This window comes from Planotetraspora sp. A-T 1434 (assembly GCF_025420585.1).
GTDB lineage: Bacteria > Actinomycetota > Actinomycetes > Streptosporangiales > Streptosporangiaceae > JAOEGB01.
On record NZ_JAOEGB010000003.1, the window covers coordinates 43,146 to 57,531 of the forward strand.

Sequence of the window (14,386 nt, forward strand, 5' to 3'; positions counted from 1 at the left end):
GGGGAAACCCTGCATGATCACGCGGGCAGGGGGGAGTGCCGGCCGCGCTGCCAGACCCTGGCGACCAGGGGGACGCCGGGGCGGTAGGCGAGATGGACGTGCGAGGGCGCGTCCAGCAGGACCAGGTCGGCCCGCGCCCCCTCGGAGATCCGGCCCACGTCGGTCCGGCGCAGCGCCCGCGCGCCGCCGAGCGTCGCCGACCAGACCGCCTCGTCGGGGGTCATCCCCATCTCCCGCACCGCCACGGCGACGCAGAACGGCATGCTGGTGGTGAAGCTCGACCCCGGGTTGCAGTCGGTGGACAGCGCCACCGTGACCCCCGCGTCCAGCAGGCGGCGGGCGTCCGGGTAGGGCGCCCTGGTGGAGAACTCGGCCCCCGGCAGCAACGTGGCGACGGTGGTCCCGGAGGCCAGCGCGTCCACGTCGGCGTCCGTGAGATGCGTGCAGTGGTCGGCGGAGGCGGCGCCCAACTCGACGGCGAGCTGTACGCCCGGCCCGTGGCCGAGCTGGTTGGCGTGGATCCGCGGAGCCAGGCCGCGTTCGATGCCGCTCTCCAGTACGGCCCGCGCCTGGTCGCCGTCGAACGCTCCCCGCTCGCAGAAGACGTCCACCCAGCGGGCGTACGGCGCGCAGGCGTCGAGCATCGCCCCGGTCACCAGCTCCACGTACGCCTCGGGGGTGTGCTCGTCCGGGACGACGTGCGCGCCGAGGTAGGTCACCTCGTCGGTGTGCTCGGCGGCGATGCGGAGCGCGCGGGCCTCGTCCTCGACCGTGAGCCCGTAACCGGACTTGCACTCGATGACCGTGGTGCCCTGCCGCAGCGCCTCGCCCACCAGGCGGGCCACGCCCGCCGACAGCTCCTCGTCGCTCGCCGCCCGGGTGGCCGCCACCGTCGTGCGGATCCCACCCGCCGTGTACGGCAGGCCGGACATGCGCGCGTTGAACTCGGCCGTCCGGTCACCCGCGAAGACGAGATGGGCGTGGGAGTCGACGAAGCCGGGGATCACGGCCCGGCCACCGGCGTCGTACGCGTCGTCGGTGGCCGGGGCGCGCGACGCCGGTCCGGCCCAGGCGACATTCTCGCCCGAGACGACGACGGCGGCGTCCCTCACGATGCCGAGCGGGCCGTCTCCGAGCGACGGGTCGTTGGTGACCAGGCTCCCGATGCCGGTGATCAACAGCGAGCCCATCATGCCCTCAGGCCCGCGATGGCCTCCCGGAGCGCGCGGGGCACGTCCGGAACGAGCTGGTGGACGCCGTGCCGTACGATCACGCGACCTCCGGCGACGACGTCGGTGACGTCGGCGGCGGTGGCGGCGAAGACCGCGGTCTCCAGGCCGTTCGCCAGGCCGTGCGCCAGGCCCTGCGACGGACCGGCGGTGCGGACCGAGTCGAGCGACACGGTGACGAGGTCAGCGAGCGCGCCGACCTCCAGCCTGCCCGCCTCCGGCCAGCCGAGCGACGCGTGACCGTCGGCGGTGGCCGCCCGCAGGAGGTCGGCGGCGGTCCAGTGGCCGCGGCGGCGGGTGCGCAGCCGCTCGTCCAGCTCCATCGCGCGGGCCTCCTCGAAGAGGTCGATGACGGCCTGGCTGTCGCTGCCGAGCGACAGCGGCGACCCGGCCTCCTGGACCTCGCGAGCGGGCCCGATCCCGTCGGCGAGGTCCCGCTCGGTGGTGGGGCACATGCACACGGTCGTGGCGGAGCCTCCGAGCAGCGCGATGTCCTCGGTGGTGAGGTGGGTCGCGTGCACGGCGGTGGCGCGCGGGCCCAGCACCCCGTGGTCGGCCAGGAGCCGGGTGGGCGTCACGCCGTACGCCGCGAGGCAGCCCTCGTTCTCGGCGGGCTGCTCGGAGACGTGCGCGTGGATGGGAGCGCGCCGCTCCTCGGCCCACCGGGCGACGACACCGAGGTCGGCGGCGGGCACGGCGCGGACCGAGTGCACCGCCGCGCCGGCGCGGACGTGGTCCCGGTCCTTCAGCGCGGAGACCCGCTCCGCCCACGCGTCCGCGGAGCCGTCGCTGAACCTGAGCTGGGTCTCGTCGGGCGGGAGGCCGAACCCCGACGACAGATAGCACGCGTCGAGGAGGGTGATCCTGATCCCGGCCTGGGCGGCCGCCTCGATCAGCGCCTCGCCCATCGCGTTGGGGTCGTCGTAGGCGGTGCCGCCCGGAGCGTGGTGAAGGTAGTGGAACTCGCCGACGCAGGTGATCCCCGCCAGGGCCATCTCGGCGTAGACGGCCCGCGCGAGCTCGAGGTAGCTGTCCGGCGTGAGGGCGGCCGCCACGCGGTACATGATGTCGCGCCAGGTCCAAAACGTGCCGCCGCCGGACTGGGTGGCCCCGCGCAGCGCCCGGTGGAAGGCGTGGGAGTGGGCGTTGGCGAGCCCGGGGAGGACCAGGCCGTCCAGGACGACGGCGTCGCCGGGGGTGGCCGACGGCCGGATCTCACGGATTCTCCCGTCGGAGACCTCGATGAGGACATCGTTGAGGACATCGTTGAGGACATCGTTGAGGACGTCGTGCTCCAGCGTCCCCGTCCAGGCGTGCCTGGCCCAGAAACGGCCGTTCACGCCGCCTCCCAAACTGACGCCGCCTCCCGACTTCACGCGGCCTCCCGCAGCAGGTCTTCGAGGACGTGGGCCAGCGCGGCGACCCCGGCGAGGCAGTCGGCCTCCTCGGCGTGCTCACCGGGGCAGTGGGACGCGCCGGTCGGGTTGCGCACGAACAGCATGGCGGTCGGGACGGCCGAGGCGAGGATGCCGGCGTCGTGCCCCGCGCCGGTCGGCAGCACGGGAACCTGACCCGATGGCCCGCCCAGCAGGCGGGCGAGGCGGTCTCTCAGCGGCCCGTCGAACTCGACGAGCGGCGTGTAGGACTCGCAGGTCACCGTCGCCCCGGCCTCGTGGGTGAGCTCCTTCACGAGCATGTCGAGCGTGACGGAGTCGGGGGCGCGGGAGTCGAGCCACGCGGTGACCCTGGAGGGTATGGCGTTCGTGCCGTTGGGCTCGACGGAGACCTTGCCGAACGTGGCGAGGGCCCCGGCGCGCTCCGCCCGCGCACGGGCGTGGAGAACGGCGGCGGCGAAGGCCGGCATCGGGTCGCGGCGGTCCTCCAGGCGGGTGGTCCCCGCGTGGTTGGCCTCGCCCCGGAAGTCAAACCGCCACCGGCCGTGTGGCCAGATCGCCGACGCCACCCCCACCGGGGCGTCGCCCAGGTTCCTGCCCTGCTCGACGTGGAGCTCGACGAACGCGGCGACCCTGGCGAGCCGCTCGTCGTCGCGGCCGATCGCGCCGGGGTCGTAACCGGCGTGTTCCATGGCGGCGCCGAGCGTCACGCCGTCGTCGTCCCGGAGGTCCCGCGCGTGGGCGGGGTCGAGGACACCGGTCATGAGCCGCGACCCGACGCAGGCCACGCCGAACCTCGCGCCCTCCTCGTCGCCGAAGTTGACGATCGCGAGCGGGCGGCCGCCCCTCACGCCGCGCTCCCTCAGCGCGTCCCGTTCCCTCAGCGCGTCCCGTTCCCTCAGCGCGTCGAGGGCGGCGAAGGCGGAGATGACGCCGAGCGGCCCGTCGTACGCCCCGCCGTCGGGCACGGAGTCGAGGTGGGAGCCGGTGACGACTGCATCTCCCGCCGCCGGGTCTCCCCACCAGGCCCACTGGTTGCCGTTCCGGTCGAGCTCATAAGTCAGGCCACGCCGCAGCGCCTGCTCCTCGAACCACGCGCGGCACTCGGCGTCGGCGGACGTCCACGCGTGCCGGCGGTAGCCGCCCGTCGAGCCGTGCCGGCCCACCGGCAGAAGCTCGCGCCACATCACGCGGAAGCCGTCCTCCACCTGCCCCGCCTCCACCTGCCCGGGGTCGGTCACGCCTCCTCGCCCTCGCGCATCGGGATCCGCACGCCGCGCTCCTGGGCGACCTCGACGGCGTGGTCGTAGCCCGCGTCGACGTGCCGGATGACGCCCATGCCCGGATCGTTGGTCAGCACGCGGCGGATCTTCTCGCCCGCGAGAGCCGTGCCGTCCGCGACGGTGACCTGGCCCGCGTGGATGGAGCGCCCGATGCCGACGCCACCGCCGTGGTGGATCGAGACCCACGACGCGCCGGAGGCGACGTTCACCATCGCGTTGAGCAGCGGCCAGTCGGCGATGGCGTCGGAGCCGTCGAGCATCGCCTCGGTCTCCCGGTACGGCGAGGCCACGGACCCGGCGTCGAGGTGGTCGCGGCCGATGACGATGGGAGCCTGGAGCTCACCCGACGCCACCATGTCGTTGAACCGCTCGCCCGCCTTGTCGCGCTCGCCGTACCCGAGCCAGCAGATCCGCGCGGGCAGGCCCTGGAAGTGGACGCGCTCCCCGGCCATCCGGATCCAGCGGGCCAGTGACTCGTTCTCCGGGAACAGCTCCAGGATGGCCCGGTCGGTGGCGGCGATGTCCTTCGGGTCGCCCGACAGCGCGGCCCAGCGGAACGGGCCCTTGCCCTCGCAGAACAGCGGCCGGATGTAGGCGGGGACGAAGCCGGGGAAGTCGAACGCCCTGCCGTACCCCGCGAGCTGGGCCTCGCCGCGGATCGAGTTGCCGTAGTCGAAGACCTCGGCCCCGGCGTCTTGGAAGCCCACCATGGCCTCGACGTGCCTGGCCATCGACTCGCGCGCCCTGGTCGTGAAGCCCTCGGGATCCTTGGCCGCCTCGGCGGCCATGTCCTCGAACGCCACCCCGATCGGCAGGTAGGCCAGCGGGTCGTGCGCCGATGTCTGGTCGGTGACGATGTCGATCTCCGCACCCCGCGCGAGCAGGTCGGGTACGGCTTCCGCCGCGTTGGCCTCGACGCCGATCGAGAGCGGCCTGCGCTGGTCGCGGGCCTCGTAGGCGAGGCGGAGGGCCTCGTCGAGGTCGGCGGCCCTGACGTCGAGGTAGCGGTGCTCGATGCGCCGGTCGATCGACCGGGGGTCGCAGTCGATGCAGATCGCCACGCCGTCGTTCATGGTGACGGCGAGCGGCTGGGCGCCGCCCATGCCGCCCAGGCCGGCCGTGAGGGTGATCGTCCCGGCCAGCGACCCGCCGAACTTCTTGGCCGCCACGGCGGCGAAGGTCTCGTAGGTGCCCTGCAGGATGCCCTGGGTGCCGATGTAGATCCACGATCCGGCGGTCATCTGGCCGTACATCGTGAGCCCGAGCTGCTCCAGCCGGCGGAACTCCGGCCAGGTGGCCCAGTCGCCCACGAGGTTGGAATTGGCCAGAAGCACGCGGGGCGCCCACTCGTGCGTCGTCATCACGCCCACCGGGCGGCCGGACTGCACGAGCAGCGTCTCGTCGGCCTTCAGCGTGGCCAGCGTGCGGGTGATCGCGTCGAAGGAGCGCCAGTCGCGCGCGGCCTTGCCGGTGCCTCCGTAGACGACCAGCTTGTCCGGATGCTCGGCCACCTCGGGGTCGAGGTTGTTCATCAGCATGCGGAGGGCGCCCTCCTGCTGCCAGCCCCGCGTGTTCAGCGTCGTGCCGCGCGGCGCCCGGACTGGACGCGGACCGCTGCTCTGCATGTTGGACCTCCCCGCCGGCCACCGCCGGACCAGTCTAAGACATTCATTCACATCTAAGGAGAATGAATAGATTCAGTCAATACCTCTGGGGCATCTTCGCCCGTGATCATGCGTCTTACCCTCACTGCATGATCACGTACGGCAACATCGCACGTCAGCTGGGATGCCGAGGAATGGGTGCATGATCACGCAATGAGGGGGGTGCCGGCTAATCGGTGAATAGACCTCGGGCCGCCGCCGAGTGCTCGAACGCCTCCAGCCGGGCCTCGGCCCCCGGGATCTCGTCGACCATCGACTCCAGCAGCACCCGGCCGAGCATCATGGGCGCGCAGGCCGTGTCGAAGACGAGCTGGGTGCCCACCGCCGCCGGCAGCAGGACGTCCGACAGGGCCGCGGCCGGCGCGAAGGCGCTGTCGGCGATGGTCACCACGCTCAGCCCGGCCTTGCTTGCGATGGACAGGGCGTCCGTCAGCTCGGCGGGGTAGCGCGGCAGCGCGAAGCAGAGCAGGGCGCTCGCTCCGGCTCCCGCCGCCTGCTCGATCCGGTCGGCGAGCATGGAGCCCCCCTCGTCGATCAGCCGGACGTCGGGGTGGACCTTGGCCGCGAAGTAGGCGAACCCGGCCGCCTGGGCGGCGGCCGCGCGCAGGCCGAGCACGAGCAGCGGCCGCGAGGGCGCCAGCAGGCGGGCCGCCCGCACGACCGGCCCCTTGTCTGCCAGCAGCCCCGCGAGGTGCTGCAGGTTGGCGATCTCCGCCAGCACCGCCCGCTGCGGCTCGCTCAGCGACGTGTCCTCGCCCTTCTCACTGGCGGCCGGGAAGTCGGACACGCCGAGCCCGCGGATCTCCTTGCGCAGCGCCGGGTAGCCGTCGAACCCGAGTGTCATCGCGAACCGGGTCACGGACGGCTGGCTGACCCCCGCCAGCTCGGCGATCTCGACGCTGGACAGGAAGGCCGCCTGCGCGGCGTGCTGCACCAGGCAGTGCGCGATGCGCCGCTGGGCGGGGGTCAGCCGGTGCCCTTCGAACAGGCGCAGCAGGCGCGCCTCCGGCGCGGCGTCGTCCGGGTTCATGGCTCTCCAAGGGGGGTGCGTCCATTACAGCTCGGCCAGTGCGCCGAGGAGGCCCGCCGCCGCCGCCACGTCCGCCGTGAGGGGGCGGTCCTCCATCGACGGATCAAGTGTGGCGTCCGCCAGCGCGTACGCCCGCCCCGCCGGGAGAGAAAGGTCGCTCCACTCCGCCTTCTTCACGTCGTCGCGCTGGCGCAGCGCCCGCACGGCGGCGACCAGCTCACAGCCGAGGACCAGCCGGTACGCCTCGACCATGCGCAGCGCCTGGCGGGACGCCTGCGAGGCGAAGCTCGCCGCCTCCTCCACGCTCCGGGACAGTACGGCATGGCCGAGCGAGGCGGGGGCGGCCGCGTTGCGCATCTCGGCGATGGCGGCGTTCGCGCTGTATTCGAGGATGAGCATCCCAGAGCCCGCCGACACCTCGTCGGCCAGGAACGGCCGGAGGCCGGTGATGGCCGGTTCGGCGAGGGCCGACAGCCGCGCGGCCGACAGCCGGGCGGTCGGCAGCGTGGCGAGGGAGAGCTGATCGAGGGCCAGCGCCAGGTGCGCCGAGTAGAACCCGCCGTGGTGGTAGGCGGCGGGCCCGTCGGGGCCGTCCGCGCTGATCAGCGGATTCTCCGCGCCGGCGTTCAGCTCGATCGCGAGCACGCGCTCCAGCGCCTCGGACGCCTCCAGCGCCGGCCCGTGGATCTGCGGGAAGCAGCGGAAGGCGTACGGGTCCTGGATCCGGCCGGTCGGCGGGCCCGGCCGGTCGGGCGCGCCCACCACCCGCCGGACCTCCGCCGCGGCGCGGACGTTGCCCGGATGGGGACGGGCGGCGTGCACCGGCTCGGCGTACGCCTCCAGCGAGCCGCCGACGGCGAGCAGCGAAAGCCCGGCCACGACGTGCGAGGCCCGGAGCAGCCCGTCCACGGCGCTGCGCGCCAGCGCCGCCTGCCCGAGGGTGAGCGCGTTGCTGCTGATCAGGGCGAGCGCGTCGCTCGTTTCGAGGCTGATCGGGGACGGCGGCGCGGAGCGTGGGCCCTCGCCACTGTCGGCGGCCATGAGCCAGGGGTGCTCTCCGGCGAGGGCGAGCCCGAGCTGGGAGAGCGCGGACAGGTCGCCGGTGCCCACCGCGCCGTACTCGTTGACGAGCGGGTGCACCCCCGCCTCCACCGCCGCGGCGAGCGCCTCGACCACCTCGACCCGAAGCCCGGCGCCGCCCGCGAGGAGCTGGTTGAGCCGTACGGCCAGCATCGCGCGGACCTGCCTGCCCGGCAGCGGGTCGCCGATCCCGCCCGCGTGGCTGCGGAGCAGCCGCAGGCCGTGCAGCCCGAGATCGCCGGGCGCGACGTCGAGGGTGCGGTTGGCGCCGACGCCGGTGCTGCGCCCGTAGACGCGCCTGGTGGCCACCAGCTCGTCCGCCATGCGCCAGGAGCTCGCGACGACGTCGAGCGCCCCGGGCGCCGGCTTCACCCGCGCCGCGCCGTCGGCGATGAGCGCCACCGTGTCGCTATCCAAGCCGCGTCCGTCCAGCTCGATCAGCGGGATGTTCATGTCTGCATTACGAGACGGCATTACCCCCGTCCCCCCTTTGATCTGCGCAAACGCGAGTAATCAAGACTTAACATTCAGCTATTGACATATCTTCATTCATCCAAGAGTCTGCATGACTACATGCAGAACGGCAAGGTGGTGTCAATGATCCGATTCGACTCCGTGTCCAAGCGGTTCCCCAACGGCACGACGGCGGTTGACGACCTCTCGGTGGAGTTCTCCGAGGGCGGCATCACCGTGCTCGTGGGGTCCTCCGGCTGCGGCAAGACCACCACGCTCCGGATGATCAACCGGCTGGTCGACCCCACGGCGGGGACGATCACGCTAGGCGGGCGCGACGTCCGCGACCTGCCCGCCGCCCGGCTGCGGAGGGGCATCGGATACGTCATCCAGCAGGCGGGTCTGTTCCCGCACCGCACGGTGCTGGACAACATCGCCACCGTGCCGACGCTGCTCGGCTGGGGGCGGCGCAAGGCCAGGGCCCGCGCCGCCGAGCTGCTGGAGGTCGTCGGCCTGCCCGCCGACGCCGGCAAGCGCTACCCGAACCAGCTCTCCGGAGGGCAGCAGCAGCGCGTCGGCGTCGCCCGGGCGCTCGCCGCCGACCCGCCCGTCCTCCTCATGGACGAGCCCTTCGGCGCCGTGGACCCCGTCGTCCGGGCTCTCCTCCAGGACGAGCTCATCCGGCTCCAGGCCGAGCTGCGCAAGACCATCGTCTTCGTCACCCACGACATCGACGAGGCCGTACGGCTCGGCGACCAGATCGCGATCTTCCGTACCGGCGGCCACATGGTGCAGTGCGCCCCGCCCGCCGAGCTCCTCGCCCGGCCGGCCGACGACTTCGTGGCCGGGTTCCTCGGATCCGAGCGCGGGCTCAAGCTGCTCTCCCTCGTCACGCTGGCCGGCGTGCCGTACGAGCCGGTCGGGTCCGTACGGAGCACCGCCACCGTGAAGGAGGCGCGCGACGCGGCGGCGGGGCGGTGGCTGCTGGTGGTCTCTCCCGACGGCGGACCGGCGGGCTGGCTCGACACCGGCGCGCTCGAAGGGCTGCCGGGCACCTCCGCCGTCGCGGGCCTGGCGCTGGCGCCCGCACGCGGGCTCCGCGACTCCGACTCGCTGCTGTCGGCGCTCAACGAGACGGTCTCCTCCCCCGCCGGAGTGGCGGTGCGGGTGGACGCCGCGGGCGTGGTCACCGGCGTCACCGGGCAGGACGTGCTGCACGCCCGCCAGCGGAGCCTGACGTGACCATCGAATGGCAGTGGCTGTCCACGCACACCGATGACCTGTGGGCGCTGTCGCTCGACCATCTGTCGACCGCGATTCCGGCCGTGCTGCTCGGCCTGCTGATCGCGCTGCCGCTCGCCGTGGTCGCGCATCGCATCCGGCCGCTCCGCGGAGTCCTGCTGGGGCTCTCCAACATCATGTTCACCGTGCCGTCGCTGGCGCTCTTCGTCATCCTGCTGCCGATCACCGGGCTGACCAGGACGACCGCGATCACGGGTCTCACCATCTACACGCTGGTGGTCCTGCTGCGGAACACCGTCGAGGGGCTCGACAGCGTGCCCGCCAAGGTGCGGGAGGCCTCGCTGGCGATGGGCAGAGGACGCGTCGGCACCCTTCTTAAGGTCGAGCTGCCGCTGGCCCTGCCCGTGATCATGGCGGGGGTCCGGGTGGCCAGCGTCATGACGATCTCCCTCGTGAGCGTGGCCAGCTACATCGGGTACGGCGGGATCGGCCAGCTCTTCACCGACGGCTTCCAGCGGAACTTCCCGACGCCCGTCATCGCCGGAGTCGTCCTCACGCTGCTGCTCGCGCTGGCCGCCGACGCGCTGCTCGTCCTCGTGCAGTGGCTCTGCACCCCGTGGATCCGGAAGGGAGCACGCGCGTGATCGACCTGTTGTCGCAGCTGGCGGCCTGGCTGACCTCCTCCGGCCAGTGGGCCGGCCCGGAGGGCATCGCCCAGCGCCTCCTGGAGCACGTCCAGTACTCCTTCCTGTCCACCATCGTGGCCGCGCTCATCGCCCTGCCCATCGGACTGTTCATCGGGCACACCGGCCGGGGCGCGTTCTTCGCCATCAACATCTCCGGGTTCGGGCGGGCCCTTCCGACCGTCGGGGTCGTCACGCTGGTCTTCCTGGCCAGCGGGCTCAGCATGACCCCGGTGTACGTCTCCCTCATCGCCCTCGCCATCCCGGTGATCGTGACGAACACCTACGCGGGCATGATCGCGATCGAGGCCGACACCAAGGACGCCGCCCGCGGCATGGGGATGACCGGCCTGCAGTCCCTGTGGCGGGTGGAGATCCCGCTGGCCGCCCCTCTGATCATGACGGGGCTGCGGCTGGCAGCCGTACAGGTCATCTCGACCGCCACGATCGCCGCGTACGTCAGCTTCGGCGGCCTCGGCCGCTACATCTTCGACGGGCTCGCCCAGCGCGACCTCACCCAAGTCCTGGGCGGGGCAGTGCTCGTCGCCGGCCTCGCCGTGACCGTCGACCTCATCCTCGCCGGGGTCAACCGCGTCCTGTTCCGCCACCGCCTCACCTAGTCGCAGTGTCACCCCTCAGTTTGGAGCCCCCATGAACCGTAGGAACTTCGCGGCCGGCGCGCTCGCGCTCGCCGTACTGCCCATGCTCGCCGCCTGTTCGGGGGGCGCCACCACCCTCGACACGCCGGCGTCCGCGCCGGGCTCCGCCGCCGCCGGCGACTCGGCGATCGTGATCGGCACGGCCAACTTCTCCGAGAACCAGATCCTCGGCTACCTCTACGCCGACGTCCTCAAGGGCGCCGGGCTCACGGTGACCGTCAAGCCCAACCTCGGCTCGCGGGAGATCGTGGTGCCCGCCCTGCAGAACGGCGACATCGACCTCCTGCCGGAATATCAGGGCAGCCTCCTGCTCTACCTGGACCCCAAGGCGACCGAGAGCGACTCCGACGCCCTGCAGAAGGCGCTCACCGCCAAGCTCCCTCAAGGCCTGGCCGTCCTGCCGCCGTCGGCGGCCGAGGACGCGGACGTCTTCACCGTCACCAAGGAGAGCGCCGCGAAGTACGGCCTGAGCACGCTCGCCGACCTCGCCAAGCACAACGGCAAGCTCGTCTTCGGCGGACCGGCCGAGGACAAGACCCGCCAGATCGGGCTGGTCGGCCTCAAGGAGGTCTACGGCGCCGAGTTCAAGGCGTTCAAGTCGCTCGACGCCAGCGGGCCGCTGGTCAAGGGGGCCCTCAAGAGCGGCGACGTGGACGTGGCCAACCTCTTCAGCACCGACGCCGACATCGTCAAGAACGGCTGGGTCATGCTGACCGACCCCAAGCACCTCATCCCGGCCCAGCGGATCGTGCCGCTGATCCGCACCGGCAAGGCCACCGAGACGGTCAAGACGGCCCTCGCCAAGCTCAACACCGCGCTGACCACCGAGGAGCTGAGCAAGCTCGACGCCCTCGTGGACGTCGAGCACCAGGACCCGGACACCGTGGCCGCCGAGTGGTCCAAGGCCCACGGCCTCTCCGGCTGACGCGTCAGGCGCCGGGCGACCGGGGATGGGAGTTCGACGGCAGGCGCACAAAGCGCAGGAACGCGGGCAGCAGCCAGGGCCGCGGGCCTCGGACGAGCACCTTGCCGGTGAGCGCGGCCCGCGCCTTGCTGATGCGACCGAACAGCATCAGGTGGAGCGCCACCGGATCGAAGGACAGCCGTACGTCCGCGCCGGGGCCTGGATCTTCGACGGACAGCCGGCCCCTGTGCAGCACGATGGTCACGGGTGCGGTGTGCCTGGAGTGGAACTCGACCGCGATGCGGCGGTCCCCCTTGGAGGCCTCGTTGTCGTCCCCCAGACGGCCGATGTCGTGGCGCAGCATGCCGACGAGGAACAGGTCGAAGAACAGCGCGGCGTCCTGCGGCCGCATCGGCCAGCGCGCGCCGGTGGCGCGGGCGATGTCCCAGCCGTGGATCATCAGCTCGTTGACCAGATGGGCGACGACCCCGGCCACGGGAACCCGCGCGCTGCCGAGCCACAACACCGGCTTCGCCGGGTCGAGGCGCTCGCTCCCCTCCAGGATGCGGTCGATGTCGGCGCGCAGCCGCTCCGCGAGCGCCTCCGGATCGCGCTCGGTGTACTCGCTCAGGACCTGCTCGTTGAGCTTCGCGACGGTGTCCACCGTGGCGCCCAGGATGTCCTGCTCGAGGGTGGGGAACGGATGCGAGATCCCGTCCGGATCCATGATCGCGGTGTACCACGAGGCGATGGTGCCCACATGCGCGGCGGTTTCGGCCACCGACCACTCCGCGGTCACCTTGGCATGAGGATCGCGCGTGGAGCACACCATGGCCGCGAACCGCTCCCCGGTCTCTCTGAGAGAGCCACGTGCCGCATCCCACTGACCGTGCGTGATTTCTCCGGCCACGTTTCCGCCCTCCAGAGCTTTCTGGACCGTGCTCTTTGGACGGGGTCAGGCTAACAAGCGGCCGGTGGGAGGCCGTTATCCTCACGTGCGCTGACCTTAGGAACCATAACGACGGCATGGAGGCAGACAGATGAGCGACTCCACATCTTCCGAGCGGAGCACGCGGACGGCCGAGGCCAGGTTGCACCAGGTCGCCCCCGGCGTACATGCCTGGATCCAGCCCGACGGCTCATGGTGGGTCAACAACGCCGGCGCCGTGATCGGCGATGACGGCGTGGTGCTCATCGACACCTGCGCCACAGCGGCACGGACCCGGCGGTTCCTCGGCGCGGTCGAGGCCGTCTCCGGTGGAGCGCCGGTGCGACTGGCAGTCAACACGCACCTGCATGGCGACCACACGCACGGCAACGCCCTGCTCCCCGAGTCGGCCGTCATCGTCGGCCACCAGGCGACGCGGGACGGGATCCTCGCCGACACCGTCCTCACGCACACGCCGCCGGTGTGGTCGCCGTCACCCGACTGGGGGATCGCCGCCCACCGCGCGCCCACCGTCGTCCTGCGGGACGAGCTGACGCTCTACGCCGGGGACCGGCGGATCGAGTTGTCGCATCCGGGATATGCGGCGCACACGCAGGGCGACGTCGTGGCGTGGCTTCCGAGCGAGCGCGTGCTGTTCACCGGCGACCTGATCTTCCACCAGGTCACCCCGCTCGTCTTCATGGGCAGCCTGCAGGGGGCGCTCGACTCGGTCCGGTGGCTGGAGCGGTTCCCGGCGGAGCTCGTGGTGCCGGGGCACGGCCCGCTCATCGACGGGGACGGCTTCGCGGAGGTCCTGGAGGCACACGCCCGGTACTACCGCTTCGTCCTGGACACCGCCCGGCGGGGCCGGTCCGACGGTCTCACCCCGCTTCAGGCGGCCGAGCGCTGCGACCTGGGCGAGTTCGCGGCGTGGCCGGACAGGGAGCGCATCGTCCTCAACCTGCACCTCGCCTACGCCACCGCCGACGGCACAGCGGTCGATCTCTTCGCCGCCTTCGCCGACGCCATCACGTTCAACGGCGGCCCCCTGCACTGTTCGCTTTAGGAAGCTTTCCGCGGGTCCTGCCGGCAAAGCCACTGGGCGCCACGCCACGGCCTGCCGGCCGGACGGCGTGACGCCCAGTTCGCGCTCGCGGGTCAGGCGGCCTGAGCGGCGCGGAGGGACTTCAGCGCCCCGCCCCAGGCGACGACCTGGTCCAGCGTGGCCTTGAGCGAGTCCTCCTGGTGCGCGCCGGGCGCGAACACGCTGAAGTTCTCGAAGTCGGTGAACAGGGACAGCGCGACCTGCGAGCGCACGGTGGCGACCTGGAGCTCGGCCATGACGAGCCGGAGGTGCTCGACGGCGCGCGCCCCGCCCACGCTGCCGTAGCTGACGAAGCCCGCCGCCTTGTTGTTCCACTCCGCGTGCAGGTAGTCGATGGCGTTCTTGAGAACGCCGGAGGTCGAGTGGTTGTACTCGGGGGTGACGAACACGTAGGCGTCGAAGGAGGCGATCTTCGCGGCCCACTCCTGCGTGTGCGGGTGGGAGTACTGGCCGTACGCCGGCGGGAGCGGCTCGTCCAGGTGGGGGAGGGGGAAGTCCTTGAGGTCGACGAGCTCGTATTCGGCGTCATCCCGCTTCGACGCGAGGTCGTACACCCACTTGGCCACGGCCTCGCCGTTCCGGCCCGGCCGGGTGCTGCCCAGGATGATGGCTACCTTGGTCATCGTATTCCTCTTCCCTCAAGCAAAGGTCTGTCAGACTGATCATCTGATTGATGGATCAACTATATCGCACCACAGGACCGATGACACGTCAACTATTCCGCCGTATTCT

The 14,386-nt window shown here is 72.0% G+C and carries 13 protein-coding genes; 5 read left to right on the forward strand and 8 right to left on the reverse strand.

All coding sequences use genetic code 11. The features are described 5' to 3' along the window. Positions 1-17: 17 nt before the first annotated feature. The 6 genes from hutI to N5079_RS05430 all read right to left on the reverse strand — a co-directional run bounded on the left by hutI (position 18) and on the right by N5079_RS05430 (position 8,133). On the reverse strand, positions 18-1,190 hold the full coding sequence (gene hutI / locus N5079_RS05405; RefSeq protein WP_261582343.1) for an imidazolonepropionase: 1,173 nt from the start codon (positions 1,188-1,190) through the stop codon (positions 18-20). After that, the gene (locus N5079_RS05410) at positions 1,190-2,605 is read right to left on the reverse strand and encodes a formimidoylglutamate deiminase (protein WP_410007744.1); all 1,416 of its coding nucleotides are present in this window, start codon (positions 2,603-2,605) and stop codon (positions 1,190-1,192) included. The genes hutI and N5079_RS05410 overlap by 1 nt, the downstream gene beginning before the upstream one ends. Next, positions 2,602-3,864: an allantoate amidohydrolase gene (locus N5079_RS05415; RefSeq protein ID WP_410007745.1), complete on the reverse strand. Its 1,263-nt coding sequence runs from the start codon at positions 3,862-3,864 to the stop codon at positions 2,602-2,604. The genes N5079_RS05410 and N5079_RS05415 overlap by 4 nt, the downstream gene beginning before the upstream one ends. Next, complete coding sequence (gene hutU / locus N5079_RS05420) at positions 3,861-5,531, reverse strand: urocanate hydratase (protein WP_261582344.1); 1,671 nt, start codon at positions 5,529-5,531, stop codon at positions 3,861-3,863. Before hutU ends, N5079_RS05415 begins: the two co-directional genes overlap by 4 nt. Positions 5,532-5,739: 208 nt before the next feature. Further along, on the reverse strand, positions 5,740-6,600 hold the full coding sequence (locus tag N5079_RS05425; protein ID WP_261582345.1) for a MurR/RpiR family transcriptional regulator: 861 nt from the start codon (positions 6,598-6,600) through the stop codon (positions 5,740-5,742). 24 nt (positions 6,601-6,624) lie between these two features. Then, complete coding sequence (locus N5079_RS05430; RefSeq protein ID WP_261582346.1) at positions 6,625-8,133, reverse strand: aromatic amino acid ammonia-lyase; 1,509 nt, start codon at positions 8,131-8,133, stop codon at positions 6,625-6,627. A gap of 144 nt (positions 8,134-8,277) precedes the next feature. Between N5079_RS05430 and N5079_RS05435 the strand changes: the two genes are divergently transcribed. Genes N5079_RS05435 through N5079_RS05450 form a run of 4 tightly spaced genes read left to right on the forward strand, consistent with a single transcriptional unit; the run spans position 8,278 to position 11,642 of the window. Then, the gene (locus tag N5079_RS05435) at positions 8,278-9,375 is read left to right on the forward strand and encodes an ABC transporter ATP-binding protein (protein WP_261582347.1); all 1,098 of its coding nucleotides are present in this window, start codon (positions 8,278-8,280) and stop codon (positions 9,373-9,375) included. Beyond that, positions 9,372-10,019, forward strand: a complete 648-nt coding sequence (locus tag N5079_RS05440) for an ABC transporter permease (RefSeq protein ID WP_261582348.1) — start codon at positions 9,372-9,374, stop codon at positions 10,017-10,019. Before N5079_RS05435 ends, N5079_RS05440 begins: the two co-directional genes overlap by 4 nt. Beyond that, the gene (locus N5079_RS05445; protein ID WP_315967786.1) at positions 10,016-10,678 is read left to right on the forward strand and encodes an ABC transporter permease; all 663 of its coding nucleotides are present in this window, start codon (positions 10,016-10,018) and stop codon (positions 10,676-10,678) included. The genes N5079_RS05440 and N5079_RS05445 overlap by 4 nt, the downstream gene beginning before the upstream one ends. A 31-nt stretch (positions 10,679-10,709) precedes the next feature. Next, positions 10,710-11,642: an ABC transporter substrate-binding protein gene (locus N5079_RS05450; protein ID WP_261582349.1), complete on the forward strand. Its 933-nt coding sequence runs from the start codon at positions 10,710-10,712 to the stop codon at positions 11,640-11,642. A gap of 4 nt (positions 11,643-11,646) precedes the next feature. Here N5079_RS05450 and N5079_RS05455 read toward each other — a convergent pair whose 3' ends face one another. Further along, a complete protein-coding gene (locus N5079_RS05455) occupies positions 11,647-12,531 on the reverse strand; it encodes a maleylpyruvate isomerase family mycothiol-dependent enzyme (RefSeq protein ID WP_261582350.1) in 885 nt (294 codons plus the stop codon). A gap of 130 nt (positions 12,532-12,661) precedes the next feature. On the opposite strand from N5079_RS05455, the gene N5079_RS05460 reads away from it, so the two are divergent. Then, complete coding sequence (locus tag N5079_RS05460; protein ID WP_261582351.1) at positions 12,662-13,615, forward strand: MBL fold metallo-hydrolase; 954 nt, start codon at positions 12,662-12,664, stop codon at positions 13,613-13,615. Between the two features lie 92 nt (positions 13,616-13,707). Here N5079_RS05460 and N5079_RS05465 read toward each other — a convergent pair whose 3' ends face one another. Beyond that, on the reverse strand, positions 13,708-14,277 hold the full coding sequence (locus N5079_RS05465; protein ID WP_261582352.1) for an NADPH-dependent FMN reductase: 570 nt from the start codon (positions 14,275-14,277) through the stop codon (positions 13,708-13,710). Positions 14,278-14,386 lie beyond the last annotated feature (109 nt).